General features: G+C 68.3%; 17 protein-coding genes and 1 pseudogene. 4 read left to right on the top strand and 14 right to left on the bottom strand.

The window, feature by feature from the left end; all coding sequences use genetic code 11:
- On the top strand, positions 1 to 227 hold a 227-nt coding region (locus tag ACZ7M3_RS49140; RefSeq protein WP_472072840.1), incomplete at its 5' end, for a hypothetical protein.
- Between the two features lie 153 nt (positions 228 to 380).
- Here ACZ7M3_RS49140 and ACZ7M3_RS49135 read toward each other — a convergent pair.
- Together ACZ7M3_RS49135 and ACZ7M3_RS49130 are read right to left on the bottom strand one after the other, a co-directional pair.
- Complete coding sequence (locus ACZ7M3_RS49135; RefSeq protein WP_472072838.1) at positions 381 to 749, bottom strand: hypothetical protein; 369 nt, start codon at positions 747 to 749, stop codon at positions 381 to 383.
- A gap of 4 nt (positions 750 to 753) precedes the next feature.
- Positions 754 to 1500: a 2OG-Fe dioxygenase family protein gene (locus ACZ7M3_RS49130; RefSeq protein WP_472072836.1), complete on the bottom strand. Its 747-nt coding sequence runs from the start codon at positions 1498 to 1500 to the stop codon at positions 754 to 756.
- A 65-nt stretch (positions 1501 to 1565) separates the two neighbouring features.
- Here ACZ7M3_RS49130 and ACZ7M3_RS49125 point away from each other — a divergent pair.
- Positions 1566 to 1700: pseudogene (locus ACZ7M3_RS49125) on the top strand (hypothetical protein); the annotation flags it as partial.
- A gap of 253 nt (positions 1701 to 1953) precedes the next feature.
- Here ACZ7M3_RS49125 and ACZ7M3_RS49120 read toward each other — a convergent pair.
- The 10 genes from ACZ7M3_RS49120 to ACZ7M3_RS49075 form a co-directional block, all read right to left on the bottom strand.
- The gene (locus ACZ7M3_RS49120; RefSeq protein ID WP_472072834.1) at positions 1954 to 3222 is read right to left on the bottom strand and encodes an ATP-grasp domain-containing protein; all 1269 of its coding nucleotides are present in this window, start codon (positions 3220 to 3222) and stop codon (positions 1954 to 1956) included.
- A 99-nt stretch (positions 3223 to 3321) separates the two neighbouring features.
- Complete coding sequence (locus ACZ7M3_RS49115; protein WP_472072832.1) at positions 3322 to 5154, bottom strand: AfsR/SARP family transcriptional regulator; 1833 nt, start codon at positions 5152 to 5154, stop codon at positions 3322 to 3324.
- Positions 5155 to 5265: 111 nt separating this feature from the next.
- On the bottom strand, positions 5266 to 6291 hold the full coding sequence (locus tag ACZ7M3_RS49110; protein ID WP_472072830.1) for an isopenicillin N synthase family dioxygenase: 1026 nt from the start codon (positions 6289 to 6291) through the stop codon (positions 5266 to 5268).
- On the bottom strand, positions 6288 to 6977 hold the full coding sequence (locus tag ACZ7M3_RS49105) for a 7-cyano-7-deazaguanine synthase (protein WP_355310460.1): 690 nt from the start codon (positions 6975 to 6977) through the stop codon (positions 6288 to 6290). The genes ACZ7M3_RS49110 and ACZ7M3_RS49105 overlap by 4 nt, the downstream gene beginning before the upstream one ends.
- A 116-nt stretch (positions 6978 to 7093) precedes the next feature.
- Positions 7094 to 8074, bottom strand: coding sequence for an aspartyl/asparaginyl beta-hydroxylase domain-containing protein (locus ACZ7M3_RS49100; RefSeq protein ID WP_472072828.1), 981 nt, complete (start codon positions 8072 to 8074; stop codon positions 7094 to 7096).
- An 895-nt stretch (positions 8075 to 8969) separates the two neighbouring features.
- Positions 8970 to 9560 carry a GTP cyclohydrolase I gene (gene folE, locus ACZ7M3_RS49095; protein WP_351316932.1) on the bottom strand — a complete coding sequence of 197 codons (591 nt, stop codon included), beginning with the start codon at positions 9558 to 9560 and terminating at the stop codon, positions 8970 to 8972.
- Positions 9561 to 9597: 37 nt separating this feature from the next.
- A complete protein-coding gene (locus ACZ7M3_RS49090) occupies positions 9598 to 9960 on the bottom strand; it encodes a 6-pyruvoyl trahydropterin synthase family protein (RefSeq protein WP_351316935.1) in 363 nt (120 codons plus the stop codon).
- A gap of 37 nt (positions 9961 to 9997) precedes the next feature.
- A complete protein-coding gene (locus ACZ7M3_RS49085) occupies positions 9998 to 10711 on the bottom strand; it encodes a 7-carboxy-7-deazaguanine synthase QueE (protein WP_472072825.1) in 714 nt (237 codons plus the stop codon).
- Between the two features lie 13 nt (positions 10712 to 10724).
- A complete protein-coding gene (locus ACZ7M3_RS49080; RefSeq protein ID WP_472072823.1) occupies positions 10725 to 11507 on the bottom strand; it encodes a class I SAM-dependent methyltransferase in 783 nt (260 codons plus the stop codon).
- On the bottom strand, positions 11504 to 11698 hold the full coding sequence (locus tag ACZ7M3_RS49075; RefSeq protein WP_472072821.1) for a hypothetical protein: 195 nt from the start codon (positions 11696 to 11698) through the stop codon (positions 11504 to 11506). The genes ACZ7M3_RS49080 and ACZ7M3_RS49075 overlap by 4 nt, the downstream gene beginning before the upstream one ends.
- A 227-nt stretch (positions 11699 to 11925) precedes the next feature.
- Here ACZ7M3_RS49075 and ACZ7M3_RS49070 point away from each other — a divergent pair, with 227 nt between their 5' ends.
- A complete protein-coding gene (locus ACZ7M3_RS49070) occupies positions 11926 to 12069 on the top strand; it encodes a hypothetical protein (protein ID WP_472072819.1) in 144 nt (47 codons plus the stop codon).
- A gap of 22 nt (positions 12070 to 12091) precedes the next feature.
- Here the strand turns inward: ACZ7M3_RS49070 and ACZ7M3_RS49065 are convergent, their stop codons facing one another.
- Entirely contained in the window at positions 12092 to 15016 is a 2925-nt protein-coding gene (locus ACZ7M3_RS49065; RefSeq protein WP_472072818.1) for an AfsR/SARP family transcriptional regulator, read from the bottom strand.
- A 679-nt stretch (positions 15017 to 15695) separates the two neighbouring features.
- Here ACZ7M3_RS49065 and ACZ7M3_RS49060 point away from each other — a divergent pair.
- Positions 15696 to 15890, top strand: a complete 195-nt coding sequence (locus ACZ7M3_RS49060) for a hypothetical protein (RefSeq protein WP_472072817.1) — start codon at positions 15696 to 15698, stop codon at positions 15888 to 15890.
- A gap of 893 nt (positions 15891 to 16783) precedes the next feature.
- Here the strand turns inward: ACZ7M3_RS49060 and ACZ7M3_RS49055 are convergent.
- Complete coding sequence (locus tag ACZ7M3_RS49055; RefSeq protein WP_472072815.1) at positions 16784 to 17644, bottom strand: sugar phosphate isomerase/epimerase family protein; 861 nt, start codon at positions 17642 to 17644, stop codon at positions 16784 to 16786.
- Between the last annotated feature and the right edge of the window lie 546 nt (positions 17645 to 18190).

Here is an 18190-nt window from a genome sequence, read left to right as displayed (position 1 = left end):
CACGACAGACGGTTGAACAGCCCCTCGGCATCACTCGACAGAGCTGGACAGACCCCCGCACCGCACCGCCTGCACACCTGCCTGGAAAAGGCGTCATGACGGTCAAGCCCTCACCGGCCGGCAACACCAGGCGATGGGTCGCGACCATGGCGCGGATGGTGGGCAGGTTGGCGTCGCGCAGGGTCCACCACGCGCGAGCTGTTGACGACAGGGATGTCGGCGTGTGAGGTGAGGACGGCCAGCGGCCGCATGTGGTCGGTCGGGGTCACGAGGTGCCTCCATTACTGTCCGGGCCGCCAGCGAGGTGCTGGTGTGCGCCGCGGGCACGCTGACGCCGATGCTGAAGCGCAGGTTGCCCTTGTAGCCGACGCCACGCAGGCCTAGCCACTGGGATCCCCGATCACCACGACGACGCGGGCCGACAGGTCGGACCGGGCCGCGCGGCCGCGCAGATCATCGCCGCCGGCGAACCCTTGGCGTCGACCGCGGCCCCGGCCGTGCAGGACGCCGTCGGCGAGCCGCACCGGCTGCCCGCCCGGCACGGTGTCGGCGTGGCCGAGCAGCAGGGTCTCGGGGCAGTCCGGGCCGCCGACCTCGCCGCGCACGTTGTCAGCCCCGTCGATCGGGGTCCGGAAGCCGAGTGCGGACATGCGTGAGGCCAAAAAGCCGGCGAGGGCGCGCTCGGAGCCCGACACCGATGGAATGCACGCCATGGCGTGCAGCAGCTCCGCCTCGTTCGTCCGATCCATAGGCTCAGGCCACCGGGTTGAAGTCGATCTGGAGCATGTCGCGCACGCCCGAGGCGCCCTCGGAGACAGTCGGCGAGACCTCGTGGGTGATCATGTTGTCGTCGAAGAATACGGAGTCGAGCGGCTGGAGCAGGGTGGTCTGCACGATGTCGCTCCCGTCGTTGGGGTGGACGGTGGACAGGCCGCCGGTGACGCCGTCGCGGCGCATCAGGTGCAGGCCGACGCAGGAATGGCCGTCGCGGTGGCGGCCCTCGGGGGTGGGCAGGCCATCGGCGCCGGCGCGGGCGACGACGCGGACCAGGTGAACCCCGACCTTCCACGAGGTGTTGCCATTGACCGCGGTCGCCATCCGGGCGTCGAAACCGACCAGGGCGCGCATGCCGGCGCTGAGCAGGACGTCCTCGGCGATCGGCTCGAAGACCCGGTTCTTGCCCTTCCAGAGCGGGATGGAGTCCTGGCGGAAGACGGCGTTGGGCAGGACCTCGAAGGTGACGGTGTCGCCGTCGACGTCGACGCGCAGCCGACCGTAGCGGCGCTCGCGGTAGACGTCGACGCCGTCGACCTGGGTGTCGACCGGCAGGTTCTCCCAGGCGCCGCGGAGTTCCTCGAGGTCGGCGTCGCTGATCAGCCCGGCGAGCTCCTGCTTGCGCATGACGACGAAGCCGGTGCGGCGGACCTGCTCCGACAAGGTGGGCACGCCGTCACGGAGCTGCTGTCCGGTGGTCGGCGTGCTGCTGATGATGTCGGTCATGGTGTTTCCCCTCTGCACGGGTGTCCCGGCGGGGCCGGCGTTTCCGGCCGGTCCGGGTGCGGTTGATGTCGGGTGCGACCGATGGTCCGGTCACGCCCGGTAGCGACGGTCGCCACATGGGCCGTCTCGGGTCTGACCAACCGAGAGATCGCCGAGCGCTGCACATTTCAGTACGAACGGTGGCCGGCCACCTGTACCGGATACTCAACAAGATCGGAGTGACGTCGCGCGCCCAGCTGCCGGCTGCGCTCACGCCTGGCAGCGGCCGGGGCAGACATCCTGGCCCGATCCCGGCACCAGGGAATCCCCAGGACTTCCCTGACTTGAGTTCTGACGTGCCGCTGGGTCACATGGAACGCCTGCCCTCCGGCGGACGCGCTCCCGGCCTGCACCGAAAAGCCACGCCCGGTGGTCAGGTAGATCGCCGGAGGCGTTGTGTGGCGTGGCGTGTGCTCAATCCTGCTCCTCGTACTCGACGTGCAGCGTCCGGGCGAGGTGGTCGAGGTAAGCCTCGGCCTCCGCATCCGACTTGTGGTGGGAGAGCACGACCGCCGGGTTTCCGGACCAGTCCGGGTATGGGAGCAGCAGTGCGCCGGGGCCCGCGGTCTGCACCACGTAGTCCACCCGCGGGTCGGTGCGCACCGCGTCCAAGCCGCGTATCTGCTTGACCCGTCCGCCGCTCCCGATCGGCACCAGATAGGCCGCCGCGTGGCCGGCCGGTGCCGGCTCCTCACTCCAGCAGAGCGGCTCCCGGCCGAGGTGGATGCGCAGCGCCTCGGCGGCCAGGTCGATCCCGCTGCTGACGTGGACGAGGTGGTGCATATTGCCCCCGCCGCCGAGGCGCGCGGTCATCTCCAGCAGCACCGGCCGCACCCCGCCGACCAGCCGCAGTTCGGTGTGCGTGGTGCCTTCCGTGACGCCGAAGGCGTGGTGGGCACCGATTACCTCCGTCTCGATCGCGGCGAGTATCTCGGCGGGCAGTTGGGCGGGGGCCCGCAACGTGGACTCCTCGAAGTAGGGCCCCGTCAGTTCTCCCTTCCAGCTGATGGCACAGACCCGTACCTGCCCCTGGTACACGAGGGATTCGGCGGAGATCTCCGGCCCGTCCAGGTACTCCTCGACCAGCACACTGGTTTCTGAGTCCGATCCTTCGGCGGCGCCCAGGTGGGTTTCGACGAGCTTCCAGGTGCGGGCCACGGCCTGTTCAAGGCTGTCCCTGTCATCCGCACGGATCACACCGAAGCTGGAGTGGCCGTTCGCTGGTTTGACCACGACGGGGAACCGCAGGGTCAGCGCGTCGGTCCAGCTGTCCGGATCCTTGATCACCACGAAGCCGGGCACCCCCAGACCCGCTTCCAGCAGGCGTTGGCGCATGCTGCGCTTGTCGCGCACCACGGCCGCCGCATCCTCGGTCAGGCCGGTGAGGCCCAGCTCCCGAGCGGCGCGCGCCACGAACGGGATGACCCTTTCGTTGCCCGACATGATGCCGTCGAAGGGCTCCAGCCGGTAGCGGTCGGCGAGCGCGGACAACGCACCGTCCGGGTTTCCGTCGATGTCCAGTGGCAGCAGTTCGACCACCGACTTGGCCCGCCCGGCGGACTCCGCCGTGTCGTCCCCCCTGGGGATGAGGATCAGGTCGATACCGGCACGCTCGGCGGCCTCGAACACCCAGGGGAACGTGGACAATTGACCGACGAGGACGAGTTTCGGGCGCTGTGGCATGACGGTTCTCCAAGGTTCGGTTGCTTGGGCGGGTTCGGGCAAGGCGCGCCGGCCGGTACGCGCGACACGACGGGCAAGGTCGTCCTGGAGCCGTGACCGTCAGGCGGAGCACATGACCGGCGCGTTGCTCTGCCGCGCCGCGAACGGGCGTATTCCCGGCTCCCATTCGTAGGAGAACCGGCCGTTCACGCACGGGTGCTGCGCGCGCAGCAGGTAGCTCTCCGACAGCTCCTCCAGCAGGTCCTCGGCATGCTGGTCGCTGATCCCCAGGGCCGCGGCGGCAAGCGCCGGCGTAAGCCGATCGGGGACGCCGGGAGACAACAGCGCGTACGCCAGGGACCGCGACTCGGCGGGCAGCGTCGCGAGCGTCCGGTCGAATCCGGCCCGCACGCCCAGCGGATCGCTGTCGGCGCCCCCGGATGCGAGGACCCAGGCAGTGGCCTGCCGGGCCGTCCAGTGCGGGCGGCGGCGCAACTGCGAAGCGACCGCGAAGAGCGCGCCCGGCAGCCCCCGGCACAACTCGGCCAGCCGTCGCAGCCCCTCCGGGTCCATGGTGGTCCGGTGGCTCGGCACGGAGGATGCCAGCAGGCGCAGACAGTCGTCGAAGGGCAGTCCCGCCAGTTCGATGTGGACCGCCGACGATGACACGAACAGCCGCCGTCGGCTGCCGATCACCACGCCGCAGCCGCCGCCGGACGGCAGCAGCGGCGTCAAGTCCCGTACGTCGCACACGTCGTCGAGCACCACCAGGACGCGCAGGTCGACGGTCCAGCTACGGAACAGCAAGCTCAGGTCGGTCGTGCCCAGTCGCAACTGCTCCTCCGTCGCGCCGAGTCCACGCAGGAACGAGCGGAGGATCTCGGCGGGCCGCACCCGCCGGCCGGCGTCGTCGCGGAGACGCGCGTAGAGCCGTCCGTCCGGGTAGTGACCGCTCACCTGATGCGCGGCGTGCAGACACAGCTCGCTCTTGCCCGTGCCGGGAGCGCCCCCCACGATCACGAGCGGCCGGTCCGCCCGCGCCCGGCCGGCCAGCACCGCGGTGATGCGCGCCAGTTGGTCGGCGCGTCCGGTCAGACGCTCGCGCGGGGCGGGCAGATGGCAGGGCGCCCGGGTGGCGGCGGTCACGGCCGTAAGCCGCCCGGCGGGACGCAGCAGATCCTCGTCCGATGTGAGCACGGCCGTGTGCAGGGCCTGGAGTTCGGGGGAAGGGTCGAGCCCCAGCTCGGTGGCTATCCGCTCGCGTGCCCGCTGGTAGACCTGGAGCGCCTCCACCCGCCGGTCCATGCGGTAGAGAGCCGTCATCAGATTGCGCTGGGCCCACTCGTTCGTGGGTTCCCGCCCGGCCATCGAGGTGAGTTCGCCGAGCACCTCGTGGTGCCGGCCGAGGTGCAGGTCGGCTTCGATCCGCAGGTGGTGTGCGCTGGTACGCAACTCCTTCAGGCGGACCGCCTCGGCCTGCAGCGCGGGCCCCTTGCGCACGTCCACCAGGGCATCGTCCCGCCACAGCTGCAGCGCCGCGGCGGCCGTGTCACGGGCCCGTGCGAAGTCCTCGTCACGGAACTCCGCACGGGCACCTTCGAGCAGCGGCTCGCACCGGAAGACGTCCACGTGGTCGGCGGGCAGCGACAGCTGGTAGCCGCCGTCGACCGTGCCCAGCAGCGGGCCGGCCGCCCGAACCGCGCCGCCGCTCCTAGGGTTGCCGAGGGAGAACCGCTTCCTGAGCTGGTACACGTACGTCTGCAGAGCGGTGTGCGCGCTGGCCGGCGGGTCGGCGTCCCACAGCTCGTCCATGAGTTGCTCGAAGCGCACCACCCGGCCCGCGTTCAGCACGAGCAGTGCCAGTGTCTGACGTACTTTCTGGGCGGCCGGCGCCAGGTCGACGCGGTGATCGTCCCCGTAGGCCTGGAGCGGCCCGAGAAGGTTGATTCTCATGAAATTCGCCCTGCCTCATGTTCGTTCGGTCCCCGTCAGACCGGTCGGAGACGCCACCGCCAGGCCCGACCACTCGGGCCGGGCGGTGAGGATGTGCTCGGCCGCCCGGTGTCAGGAACTCCTGGGCCCGGCCACCGCGGCCAGGGTCGGGTGGTGTCGGGCAACGATGTCGGGGAAGGAGCGGATCAGCCCTTTCATGACGTTGTCGCCGTAGAGGGCGAACAACGGGTTGTCGGCGACGTCGATGACTCCGCCGGCGCCCTCGACATATGGGCTGGGCAGTGGCTGCATCGTGGCGTCCAGCCGAGGGTTGTAGAAGAAGGGAATGGAGTAGCGGTTGACGCCCGGGGCGGGCCGGACCACCCGGTGGAGGGTGGCACGCACGTAGCCCCTCGTCGCCACCTCCAGCAGCTCTCCCAGGTTGACCACGAACGCCCCCGGGATCACCGGCACGTCGGCGAACTTGCCGTCCTCGACCGCGACCTGGAGGCCGCCGTTGCCGTCCTGGACGAGCAGGGTGAGCAGACCGAGGTCGTTGTGAATGCCGGTCCCCTGGCCCTCGCCCGCGTCCTCGCTCGCCTGCGCGGGACCGGGGTAGTGCAGGAGTTTGAGGTGGATCTGCGGATCCGGATCGACCACATCGTCCAGGAACCGGGCGGGGGCGTCGAGCGACTCGAGCAGCAGCCGCAGCAGTCGATGTGACAGATCGGTCAGCCGGGTGATCCATGACTCGATGGCCGGGCGCAGCTCGGGCATCGCCGCGGGCCACTGGTTCCGGCCGATCAGGCACCGGTAGGCGGGATCGCCGGGCTCGGGCTGCCGCTCGGGCTGCTCCGGCCCGATGTCCAGCTGCTGGCGCTGGTCGGGCACGCCCCGTGTGTGTTCGCGGCCGAGTTCGGAGTAGCCGCGGAACAGCGGCGAGTCGAGGATGTTCAGCGCGAGCCGATCGGCCTCGGGCAGGGCGAAGAACCGGCGGGTGAGCTCGAGCATGTCGTCGGCGTCCTCGACGCCGTGGCCGACGAGCTGGAAGAAGCCGATCTCGTGGACGGCCTTGCGCAACCGGTGCAGGAACTCTGCCCGGGCTTCTTCCGAACCGGCGGCGTCACGGAGGTCGAGCACGGGAAAGGGGTCGGTCATCGCAGCTCCTTCGAATCGCTGGTCTGGTAGGTCGTCGGGTCGGTCACGCCGGCGTCCCGGAACGCTTCCTGCCGCTCCCTGCAGGCGGCGCACCGTCCGCACTGCAGCGCGTCGCCACGAAAGCAGCTCCAGGTCTCGGTCCAGGGGACGCCGAGTTCCTCACCGAGCGACACCACGTCGCTCTTGCGCAGCCTGACCAGCGGCGCTGTCAGGGTCAGGTCGGGGTGCGCGTATCCGCGGGTCGCGATCCGCTCCATGGCGAGGAAGGAATCGATGAACGCGGAATTGCTGTCGGGCGCGGCCTGCAGGTCGTCGACCACCCCGACGGCCACCGCTTCCGCCTTCTCGGCAACGGCGACGGCGAAGGCGACGGACAGCAGAAGGGCATTGCGGTTGGGTACGACGTTCGGGCTCTCGCCGGACGACCCACTCTTGTGATCCGGCACGTCGACGGTCGGGTCGGTGAGCGAGGAGCCGCTCAGGAGCTTGCCGACGGGGCTGAGATCGACGACGTCGTGCGGCACCCCGAGCGTTCGAGCCGCCTTCACGGCGAACTCGTGCTCGACGAGATGACGCTGGCCGTAGTTCACGGACAGCAGGTGGAGTGTGTGTCCTTGCGCCTGGAGGTGGTAGGCCATGGTGACCGAGTCCAGGCCGCCGGACACGATTGCGACAGTTTTCGGCATGCGTCGCCTTCCGGCAGACGGAAATGGATGAAGGATCAGTACTTGGGGATCAGTACTTGGGGATCAGGGCCCCGGTGTGCTGCGCACCGAAACAGCGGCGGACGTGCGGGCGTCCGTCACGGCGCCGGCGTGGCCGGGACGCGCAGCCGGGTGGATCGGTGGCCCTTGCGGTAGGTCAGTTCGACTTCGGGCCGCGGACCGTCCAGCCTCGTGGTGACGGTTCGTTCCTCGCTCCACCCGACCAAGCGGTACTCGTGTCCGCCGAGGGCCACCAGCGGGAAGAGGTGGTCCTGGGGAGAGCGCATGGCAAGGCCCGTGCCGGTGTCGACGATGCTGAAGGTGGCCTGCGGCTGCGGGCCGGTGAGCGACCCGAACACCTCTATCTCCAGCAGGTGCGCCGGCGCGTCGAACGAACACCGCGCAGCTTCCCGCTCTCGGTCGGTCGTGGCCACGGCCGGACGGTTGTAGAGCACGTCCGAGCCGTTGAAGTAGTCGGCCCAGTCAGCCGGGAACAGCTGTGCGAGCTCCGGTGTGACGAGCACGTCCACGACGAGATGCACCCGATGCTCGGGACCGAGGTTCTGGATCTGGTGCTTGCGGCTGAAGTCGCCGAACCAGAACTCACCGGGCTGCCAGCGATGAATCCCCCCGTCAAGGTCCAGCGAGGCTTCCTCGTGGGTGATGACCGGGATGTGCAGCCGGGCCATACCCCAGTCCGGTGCGAACTTGGGATCGGAATGGCGGTATCCGACGACGCCGGGTCCAAGATCCATGAATCGGGCTGCGTAGAGGGGCCCGGGAATCGAGCGCAGGACCTCCCGCACGTACGGCATGTGGTCCAGCCACTCGGTGTCGGTGAACTCCGCACTGCCTGGGCCCCCCGGGTCGGTACGTGTCTTGTCACCACCGGGGCTGCGCACCGAGAGGCAGCGCCAGTCCTGTTCGGCCCACCTGGACACTCGCCCGTTCTCGTACGAGCTCTGCTCATCCCACAGGTGGTCGCGCGCAGTCATGAGGTCGGCCACCAGGCGGTCGGCGTCCAGCACGGGGAGCAGCCGAACCGCTTCCGCAGGCGTCGAAGAATCATCTACGTTCATCGTTGTCCTTTCATGTCGACCGGACCGGATTCGCATGTGTGTCGAAGAGAGCGGCCGCGGTCCGCAGCTCTCCGATGCGGATGCGGCCCATAGCTGTCACGATCACCGGCACGGCGAGCAAGTAGGCCCAGTGCGGGGATGATCGACGCGCCGGAGGGTGTCCCGATGGCGAAGCCTGCGGGACGACGCTCGTGCCCCAACTCTGGATCTCGTCGGCGCGCCCGGTCGGTGCGGGACGCACCGACCGCGACGAACAGAGCCGAGAAGATCGCACCGATCACGGCGCCGGCGAGCGGGCAGACGACGAGAGCAGCAAGGAGAGATCAGGACATGGCCGTTGCGACCACGTCCGTTCCACCAAGGAATGCCGCGAGCAGCCACGGCCGTGGTGATACGTCCGCGGATCGCGGGCGGAAGGGCTCCAAAACCCATCGCTCCGACGATGCCGGCGACTCCGCCGGGATGCGTTGCCATCGGCTGCCTGTGTCTCGCACGGCCGATGATCCAGCACTCGCGCGACCGCGCGATCCGGTAATGAGCGTGCAGTCGATCAGCGCCGATTCCAGGGAGTTGGCAGGGACCCTGCTCGCGGCGGTCGGTGCGGCCGCGTTCCGGTGGGCCAGAAACAGAGCACCGACCGGCGGGAAGCACAGGCCGGCGACCGTCGCGGCGCCGAGGAAGAAGACGATCGGCATATGCGCCAACACCGCTGGAACCAGGCCCGTCATACCGGCGAGACAACCGGCCAGGCAGCACCCAAGGACCGCGACGGCCCCGCGGGCACCTGGCAGGGCCGGGAGTTCGCGACAGCCGTGCAGCGCTCCCGAGCCGTGCGATCCCGTCACCGCACCACCTGGATCGCTCACTGCTTTCGCTTTCGGAGTCGAATGGCTCGTCACACCCGGAGCAAGTCGAACAGCTCGGCCCGGAGCCCGGAGTCCGTGCTGAACTCCCCGCGATACGCGGTCGATGTCATCTGCGCGGCAGCCTTGATGCCGCGCATCGACATGCAAAGGTGCTCGCCCTTCGCTATGACCGCGACGTCCGGGGTGCCGCTCAGGGTGCTGATCTCGAGCGCGATCTGGTCCACGAGGCGCTCCTGGACCTGCAGCCTGTGCGCGTACTGATGGGCGACCCTGGCGAACTTCGACAGGCCGAGCAGTTGCCCCGTCGGGCGGTACGCGATCGTCACGGAGCAGTTGAACGGGAGGAGGTGATGCTCGCACAGCGACCAGACCTGAATGTCTGAGACGACCACGAGCTGGCTCGTGCCGATGGACTCGAAAAGCGTGCCCAGCGAACCCGGGTCGTAGTTGATGAACTCTCGCCACCAGCGAGCGAACCGCGCAGGTGTGTCGCGCAGTCCGTCGCGATTCGGGTCCTCTCCGATCTCCTCCAACAGTTGGCGGGCGATCTCGACCAGTGGGTCCTCGGTTGTCCTCGACGCCGACGAGTCACCATCGAGGTCCAATTCTGTCACCGACATGCGGGCACCTTTCGTCCGGGCTTCGGAGTCACTGACCTCACGGCCGGTACTCGGCCCAAGTCTTGGGAGTTTCTGAGATACGCACGCAGGTCAACTCGGGAAACTCAATCGACCAGGTCTTGTAGACCCAGGCTGCCATATTCTCAGCCGTCGGATTTTCGTCCATCACATCGTTCAGATGCCGATGATCAAGATGCTTGTCGAGCCACACCTTGAATGCCGACAATTCTCCGTAGTCTCGAACGAAGCCCACGGGCGACAGATCCTTGTCGTCGGCTCCAAGCTCCAACTCGATCACGTAGTTGTGCCCATGCATTCGGGCACACTGGTGCTCAGGAGCAAGGCCGGTAAGCCGATGACTGGCCGAGAATTCAAATTTCTTCGTGATTCGAAATGCCATCGATCCGAGTTCCGTTCTTCTTTGCGCGTGCCGTTGCTCACACGCCGCGTTTGTCGTCCCACAACAAGGTGTGCAGTCTGGTCGTCAGATTCCAGCCGCGCTTTACCACCGCGTCGGCCAACTCGCTCATGTGTTTTGTGACATCGTCGGCGGAACGTCCGATCGGCATGATCCATACCGAGGGCAGGTCGAAGGTGGCAACGAGCTGGGCCACTTCGTCGAGATCGCGGGTGTTCTGGCAGACGAACTTGAACGTGCTTCCCGGCAGTGTCGAAAGACTGGTGAGTGCAGCAGGAACGATCCTGCGCTGCAGGGCGTCGCCCGAGTGCGACAGCTTCGGCGAGACGTTGAACCTGACGCCGGCGGCGATGAGTTCGGGGTGCGCGGCGTGCGTCCCGTTGGTCTCGATCTCGATCTCTTTGCCGCGTCCGGTCAGTGCTGCCACCAGAGGAATCAGTCGCTCTTGCTGGCCCAGGGGCTCACCGCCGGAGATGACGATCAGCTCGGTGTCGAATGCGAGCAACTCTGCGACGACATCTTCGACCGGACGGCGGTGCAGCTCCTTACGCGGATCGTGGGCGACCCCGCTCTCACCGGCTCCGGTCCAGTCCCACGTGTAGGGCGTATCGCACCACGAGCACGACAGGTTGCACCCGCCGAGTCGCAGGAACGCGCACCTGCGTCCCAGGGACCGACCCTCGCCCTGGACGGTCGGACCGAAGATTTCGTTGACTACGAGATCCTGCTCCATGCCGCACCGTTTCCTATGAGTGGGACGGCTCGACGGCCGCCGGCTTCTGCGCCTGCACTACGAACCAATGCCGGCTCAGCCGGACGCCCTGATCGACGGTCACCGCGGCGACATATCGATCGAATGCCTCCTTGTCCACCGCCGAATCGTAGTTGTCGACGATCGGCACTTGGTGCAGAAAAGTGTCCAGATCGGCCGCCGAGTGATAGAACTCCTCGAACCGGAACGCCTGGCTTCTTGTCACAACGAAGCCCGCATCGGACAGTTCTTGAGCAATCTCCTCCGACAAGGGCGTGCCGTTCCAGCTGTCGAAGTTCTGGCCGCGACCGAACGTTTCCTTCAGCTCGCGCGCGTCCTGCTCCCCGATTCCCATGTACACCACGGCCCCACCGGGGCGGAGCACCCGCTCGAACTCACGGGCGATCAGCGGACCGCGGCGGGAAGTGACCACGTCGGCGTATCCATCGGGCAGCCCCGTGTGGGCGGCATCGCACAGCTCAAACGTGACGTGCGACAGACCTGCCTCCGCTCGATACCGCGCGGCGCATTCCAGCATCGACGGCGACAGATCTATCCCGGTCACGGCGCCGTACGCACGAGAGATGCGCAACAAACTACGCCCGTCGGCACAGCCGACATCCAGCAGTCGGGCGTGCGGCGCTCCCAGTGCGGTCGCCAGTTCATCGAAGACGGTGTCCGGGCGGCCGTCGGCGAATACGTCGGTGCTCCGCGCATCGCTGAAGTAGCCGCCGAACCGCTCGGCCACCCGGGAGTAGAACTCCGCGTCCATCGTCATCCGTGCACCTTCCCCTGAGCCACGGTCAAGGAGAGGCCCTGGAGCGCACGCACCGGTTCCTGCCTCTTCCGTGGAAACTCTCTGACAAGGTCTACCGCTGCTATCGCGGGGGTCTTTGTGCTGCGCTGCGATTCGGTTTCCGGGACGCCGAACACGGCGGGCGTCACCGCGTCCCGGGTCACTACGGTCATTCGGACCACTCCTTGAGGGCCGTCCCCCGAGGGGGCGCCGAGGTCGGCAGGACCCAATCTCCGGTGTCGCCCTATCGGCCCGGCATCACCACGCATCCACTGCGGGACGGGGCCGGGATAAGGCGGTGATAGCGCGAGCATGCGGCCGCGATGGGCACCTGCTTCACACTGGTTTCAGCAACGCCCGGACGGATTGCGAAAGGGGTTGCGAAGGGAGAAGAACTGAGATGGCCGTCAAGAAGTTGCTGGCTGCCGCGGGGGCCGTCGTCGTGCTGATCCTGGGCGCGGTAGGAAATCAGCACGACGCGGAGCAGCGCCCGGTCACCGTGCCGCTGGCCCACGAAACACCCAAAAACACGCCGTGGACGTGACGGACCAGCATGCCTCCTGGTATCAGCAGACCGACGTCATCGGCCTGCCCAGGATGGCAACGATGTCAGCCCTTACGGCCGCGGCCCCGCTGTGGTCCAGGATCCGCTCCCGAATCCTGGCCGACTGCGAGTAGTACTGGACGGCCTGTTCCACGCGACGCAGGTGGGCATTGACCCGGCCCAGGTCGTGCAGCACATACCCCTCTCCGACCAGGTCGCCGCTCGCCCCGACCATGGCGAGGACCTCGAGCAGGGTCTGTTCCGCCGCCTCGTACCGCTGCTGGTACATCAGCATTTGGCCCAGCCGCCGCAGGACGAGGGCTTGGCCCCGGTCGAAGCCGGCTGACCGGCAGATCCCGAGAGCCTCGTCGAGATACGAACGGGTTCGCGCGAAGTCCCCTCGCCGCATCGTGATGTGTGCCATCTCGCCCAGCACGTACGCCCGGCCAATGACGTCCTGCGCCCGCACGAAGTTCCGCTCGGCCCTCTCGTAGAGGGCCAGCGCCCGATCGTCGTGACCATGGTGCCGCTCGATGCGCGCCAGGTCGCGCAGGCACAGCGCCTGGCCACTCAGCTCCCCAAGCCGCTCGAAGATCTCCAAAGCGGTGCTGAGGTAAGGGCCTGCTGCCTCATGCTCTCCCCGGTACAGGTGCAGGGTCCCCAACGAGCCGAGTACCGCCGCCCGGCCCCGTTCGTTGCCGGCCTCCTGTACGGCGGTCAGCGCTACCTGATGTGTGCGCTCCCAGAGCTCGGGATAGCCACGGGCCTCGAAGAGCGTCACCAGCGTCGTGGCCAGCTCCCAGCACAACTCGTCCAGCCCGGACCTGGCCGCCAACTCAACCGCGTTCAACAGGTTGGTCTGCTCGCTCTCCAGCCACCCGAGCGGGTCGCGCAGGCACCGCCGGACATGGTCCTCCGGCGGATGCCACCGTTCGGCCCGGCCCGCCACGATGGTGTACGCACCGCCGTAGATCTCTTTGTGCGCCCTCTCCGCGAGCGCCAGCCAGCCACCGACCATACGCCGCACCGCTCCGGTGCGTTCTGCCTCGGGAATCTCCGCGGGCAGCCGTTCGTGCGCGAACGTCCGTACGATCTGCGACAGTCCGCATCGGAACTCCCCGCCCTGGTCCATGGCGGTGATGTCGAGGAGCCGCATGTCGATGAGCGGTTCCAGCAGGTCAGCGGGGTGCGGCGTGCGGTCGTCGACAAGAGCGGCACCCAGCCAGCTCGGAATCTCCGTCCCCTCGGCCAGGCTGATCAGGCACAACAGGCGACGGTCGGCCGCCGCCAGGCCGTCATAGCTGAGCGAAAGACTTGCCCGGATGGACAGCTCGCCGTATGCCAACTCGTCCAAAGGGCGGTGCTCGTTCTCAAGCCGGCGCCACATCGAGGTCAGTGACCAGTGCGGGCGCGCAGCCAGGCGCGCGCCGATGATACGAAGCGCGAGGGGCAGCCCGCCCACCAAGCGTACGAGGACCCGCGCTGCCTCCCGCTCGCTCTCCACACGGTGCTCTCCAATGATCCGCCCCAGGAGCTGGATGGCCTGTTCCGGGCTCAGCGGAGCCAAGTCGAAACGGCGTGTTCCCGGCAACGTCGTGAGCTGGCCGCGGCTGGTGACCAGCACGCCGCTGCTGCCGGTTCCGGGCAGCAGGGGCATCACCTGCGACTCGCTCACCGCGTCGTCCAGCAACACCAGGATCCGGCGATCGGCCAGCAGACTGCGGTACATCTCCGCACGCTCGTCAAGCGCATCGGGTATGGCCTGGCCCGGTACGCCAAGCGCTCGGAGGAACCGCCCCAACGCCTGGGCGGGGCCCACCGGTTGCCCGCCCGGCCCTCGGAGGTCGCAGTAGAGCTGTCCGTCCGGGAAGTACTCGGATGCGAGTCGGTGCGCCACGTGCCTGGCCAACGTGCTTTTGCCCACACCAGGTCCGCCGAGCACCAGGACCACGTTCAGTTGCCCCTTTTCCTGTCCCTCGGTGACGGCGTCGCAGACCGCTGAAACGATCATGCCGTCGGCTACGAGGTCGCCGATGTCGGCGGGAAGTTGCCTTGGGATGGCGACCGGGTTGGAATCGGCACCACGCTCTTGCACCGCCTCAGGGAGCGGCGTCGCCACGAGAGAACGTGGTTCGGCCGGTTCGGCCGGTTCGGCCAGTGCCAGGTCGGCGTCGTCGGTCAGGATCGCTTGCGCCAGGTCGCGTAGTTCCCTTCCCGGGTCCAGGCCCAGTTCTTCGGTGAGCATCGCGCGGCCCTGGTGGTAGGCGTCCAGCGCCTCCGCCTGCCGGCCCGAGCGGTATAACGCCACCATGAGGTGCCCCCGCAGCCGCTCGCGCAGCGGATGGTTGGCGACAAGCTGCTGCAGTTCGCCGACCAGGTTCTCGTGACGGCCCAGCTCCAGCTCCAGCCGCATGCAGGTCTCCACCGCTTCCAGGCGGCTCTCGTCCAACTGCGCTGCCGTACCGGCCAGGACTTCGCTGGGCACACCGGCTAGGCACCGGCCCCGCCACAGGCCTATCGCCGGGCGGAGCGTGTCCACCGCAGACGCCTTCAGACCATCACGGGCCAGAGCATGCGCCTCTGTTACCAGGCGACGGAAGGTGCCGACGTCGGTCGCATCCTCCGGCGCCCTCAGGACGTAACCGCGAGCGCGGGTCTCGATGGTGGCGTCGACTCCCCCGTCCGACAGCGCCTTGCGGAGCCGGGAGACGCAGATCTGCACCTGGGTGCGTGCGGTCTTCGGCGGATCGTGAGCCCAGATGACATCCACCAGAAAGGTTGTCTCCACCACCCGGTTCAGTTCGAGCACCAAAGCCCCGAGAACGATCTCCTGTCTCCCCGGTGCCACGTACACGGCCCCCAGCTCGCCGCTCACCTCAAGCGGCCCTAGCACCCGGAAAGGAGCCGCCGCCACGCCGCTGCCGTCGTAGCCTGCCGAGACTGACATGCACACCCTGTTTCTGTGGTACCCGCCAGACGTGGTCTGGCTCGTGCAATCGGACAGTGGAACTCATGCCGACCTGGCTACTCAGCCGCAACCGTTGGCCAACGCAAGTGCTGCCCCAGTCAGATACATGCATACCTGACACAAAAGGTTCCATTACTGGTCAGGGATATCGCGAGGCCGCTTGGCGGGCAACGTGCCGTGCTCCTCGGGGCACTTTCCTGGCACATTCGGCCAGACCGTTGACCAGTACGGTGGATGGGCCGCGGTTGGTGATGCGCTTCGACGGACAGCGGCGAGGTCAGGACGTCCCCCATCGGGCATGCAAGTCCGCCCCGTCCGGGCCCTCTTTGAGGGTCTCCCGGGCAGCCGCCTCAGCGCGACCACGAACACTCAGCTGTACCCGTCGACGGCCACGCGGACAGAGCATCAGCGCCACAAGCAAGCGTCGCAGCAACGAAGGTGCGGGACGCCGGCGAGGAACAGCACTGGGGCGGAGGTCGACGGGGCCATCGGGACGTCGCCCCTGGACACCACCGTCCCGGGCGCCGTACCGCGCGGGTTCGACGCCTTCTTACGCGAGTGGGAGGGGAAGATCGATGACGGCTTCCCACAACCGACCTACAGCCCGGCCACAATCGGTGACTTCCGGGTCAGGGCCCGCGCCACCAGGGTGAGCGACGTGACGATCACCGATGTCCACGGCGCGTCGGCCATCCGGAGCGCGGGCACCCCGGGCGGCATGGAGGATCAGGTACGGCCGTACGTGGTGGGGCGCGGCGCATGGACGCTGGACGGCACGCCCGATCGCGGCGAAGATCGTCGTCCGTGGGAGCGGGACGAACTCACCGTCGCCGAACGGGTCCTGAGCGGATGAGTGAACAGCTCGCCGGCTAACGCGCCCCGGCCGGGCAGGTGGGCGGACAGGCCGTGACGCTGATCCCACACCGCACGCCGGGCATGGAGGACGCCATGCTCCCGCCGGACGCGTCAGGTCGGCGAAGTACTCGGAGTGGACGTCGGCGTGCGGGCCAAGCCGGAACCGCTGCGCGGGAAGCTGGTCGGACCGGCCGACCACGGCCGGCTGCGCAAACTGCCCGAAGGCCGGTTCACCACCCGCCTGTGACCAGGCACGCCGCCGCCCGGAGCGGTGTGACTCCGGCATAACCGGATTACCCGTGGCAGCCGTTGGGGCCGCGTTTTGAGATCTGCCGCTGTCGACCCACACCGTCAGCCACGTCGTTGAGCCGCTGGGACACTATCTCAAGGCGGTTGGGTCCAGGTGGCGGACGCTGCCAGCCGGACGGTGCTGGGACGAATGCCCATGATGTCGGCGGCCTGCGGCGTGGCAGCTGCCTGGAGTCTTGTCGTATCGGGTGGCGACGCCTCGCCAGGCCTTGAGTCCGTTGATCAGGCACTCGACGGTGTTCCTCTCCTTGCAGAGGCCGGCGTCTGGCGGGCCCACCGCCCCTCGCACCCTTCTTCTTCCGGTTCGCGGCTTGATACTTCTTCTCCGAGATCACGACCGCGTACCTGTGCCGGATGTCGCCGGTGCGGGGTACCAGCCGCACGGCCGCCGAGGGCTTCATCCCGGGCGAGCGTCATGTGCGGGCTGGAGAGCGCTTCTTCGGCCGTGGTGCGGGAGGTCGCATCGAACGTTGGGGCGCGTCAAGGGCAGCGGCGGACTCGAGCACGGCGTAGGTGAGCCAGGCCCGGGCGGGGCGTCGAGGCCTTCCGACAGAGCGGCGAGGTCGTCGGTCAGCGGTGTGGTCACGCGTGTGTTCCTCCCTCGGCGCCGCGCAGGAAGTGGAGAGATCGCTCCGCGAGGATCGGTCCGGCGTGGGAGTGACGAGGCAGCTCCACGGTGATCAGGCCCTGATAGCCGGTGTGGGCGAGTTCGGTGAGGGCGTCGAGGACGGGCGGGAAGTCGATGTCTCCCTCCCCGAACGGGAGATGTTCGTGGACGCCACGGCGCATGTCCTCGATCTGGACGTGCCGCACCCACGGCGCGGACGCGCGGACGCACTCGGCGGGCGGGTCCGGCTCCAGGCACTGGCAGTGGCCGATGTCGAGAGTCAGGCCGAGCGCGTCGGGACTGCCGAGCAAGTGGCGCAGCTGGTGGAAGTCGTCGAGAGTGGCGAGAAGGTGACCTGGTTCAGGTTCCACGGCCAGCGGCACCCCCAGGCTGCTGGCGGCATCGAGGACGGGCGCCAGCTCGTCGGCGAGACGCTTCCAGGCCGTGTCCTGGTCTACGCCTTCAGGGACGGTGCCGCTGAAACAGTGCACCGCGTGCGCACCCAGATCGGCGGCGGCCTGGACGGCACGCAACAGCAGGCGGACCCGAGCCGCGCGCCCGTCGGGGTCCGGGTCGAGGAGCGAGGGGCCGTGCTTGCGGCGCGGGTCAAGGATGTAACGGGCGCCGGTCTCGATCGTCACCGTCAAGCCCAGAATGGCCAGCGTGCGGGACAGACGGCTGGTTCGAACGGACAGGTCCGCCGCCATGGGGTCGAAGTGCATGTGGTCGAGCGTGAGACCGACGCCGACGTAGCCCAGGTCGGCGAGAAGGAACAGCGCGTCGTCGAGTCGCAGGTCGGTGAGGCCGTTGGTGCCGTAGGCGAAGCGCAGGGTCATGTCGGGCTCACCTTTCGGGAGATGCGGTGCGCTGTCGGCGCCAACGCCATCAGCGCCCCACCAGAACAGGGGCACCGGCACGCGCGGCGAGAGCGGCCTGGAGGGGAATGAGGGAACGGATGCTGCCTCCCACTCGGCGTTGTGTGAGGGGCGGAAAGGGATTGAGGACGGCGTGCAAGTAAGGGCGGGCCGTGGTGGCGGCGAGGGCCGGTGCGGTGAGGTCGCGCGCCGGGCGAAGTCCGCGGGAACCGCCCGTGGTCTCGTACCGGGAGACGCGAGTCACCGCGTATGTGTGGGCGGCCGGCGCCACCGAGGGCAGCTCGTACGGCAGACCCCCCGCGCGGCCAGTTGCTCGGCTCGCTTCGGCAACGCGCAGGACACCCGGCGACCACTGTGGTGGCGACGGAACCGCGGGCCCCGGCCAGCCAGATTCCCGTGCGCGGCACTGCCGGTGTCGATGTCGGAGCTGTCATCGCGAGCGCCTTCCTGCCGATCTCGTGCGTGTGCATGTGCATGTGATGCGTGGATGGGGATGAGTGGATGGCC

It is taken from the genome of Streptomyces sp. NPDC111656, assembly GCF_055656965.1.
The sequence above is the reverse complement of the archived record's forward strand: the minus strand, read 5'-3'. Positions and strand labels throughout refer to the sequence as shown.

Coding starts and splice junctions, on each gene's coding strand:
- ACZ7M3_RS49135 (WP_472072838.1), bottom strand. CDS start 749: ATGGATCGGACGAACGAGGCGGAGCTGCTGCACGCCATGGCGTGCATT.
- ACZ7M3_RS49130 (WP_472072836.1), bottom strand. CDS start 1,500: ATGACCGACATCATCAGCAGCACGCCGACCACCGGACAGCAGCTCCGT.
- ACZ7M3_RS49120 (WP_472072834.1), bottom strand. CDS start 3,222: ATGCCACAGCGCCCGAAACTCGTCCTCGTCGGTCAATTGTCCACGTTC.
- ACZ7M3_RS49115 (WP_472072832.1), bottom strand. CDS start 5,154: ATGAGAATCAACCTTCTCGGGCCGCTCCAGGCCTACGGGGACGATCAC.
- ACZ7M3_RS49110 (WP_472072830.1), bottom strand. CDS start 6,291: ATGACCGACCCCTTTCCCGTGCTCGACCTCCGTGACGCCGCCGGTTCG.
- ACZ7M3_RS49105 (WP_355310460.1), bottom strand. CDS start 6,977: ATGCCGAAAACTGTCGCAATCGTGTCCGGCGGCCTGGACTCGGTCACC.
- ACZ7M3_RS49100 (WP_472072828.1), bottom strand. CDS start 8,074: ATGAACGTAGATGATTCTTCGACGCCTGCGGAAGCGGTTCGGCTGCTC.
- folE (WP_351316932.1), bottom strand. CDS start 9,560: ATGTCGGTGACAGAATTGGACCTCGATGGTGACTCGTCGGCGTCGAGG.
- ACZ7M3_RS49090 (WP_351316935.1), bottom strand. CDS start 9,960: ATGGCATTTCGAATCACGAAGAAATTTGAATTCTCGGCCAGTCATCGG.
- ACZ7M3_RS49085 (WP_472072825.1), bottom strand. CDS start 10,711: ATGGAGCAGGATCTCGTAGTCAACGAAATCTTCGGTCCGACCGTCCAG.
- ACZ7M3_RS49080 (WP_472072823.1), bottom strand. CDS start 11,507: ATGACGATGGACGCGGAGTTCTACTCCCGGGTGGCCGAGCGGTTCGGC.
- ACZ7M3_RS49075 (WP_472072821.1), bottom strand. CDS start 11,698: ATGACCGTAGTGACCCGGGACGCGGTGACGCCCGCCGTGTTCGGCGTC.
- ACZ7M3_RS49070 (WP_472072819.1), top strand. CDS start 11,926: ATGGCCGTCAAGAAGTTGCTGGCTGCCGCGGGGGCCGTCGTCGTGCTG.
- ACZ7M3_RS49065 (WP_472072818.1), bottom strand. CDS start 15,016: ATGTCAGTCTCGGCAGGCTACGACGGCAGCGGCGTGGCGGCGGCTCCT.
- ACZ7M3_RS49055 (WP_472072815.1), bottom strand. CDS start 17,644: ATGACCCTGCGCTTCGCCTACGGCACCAACGGCCTCACCGACCTGCGA.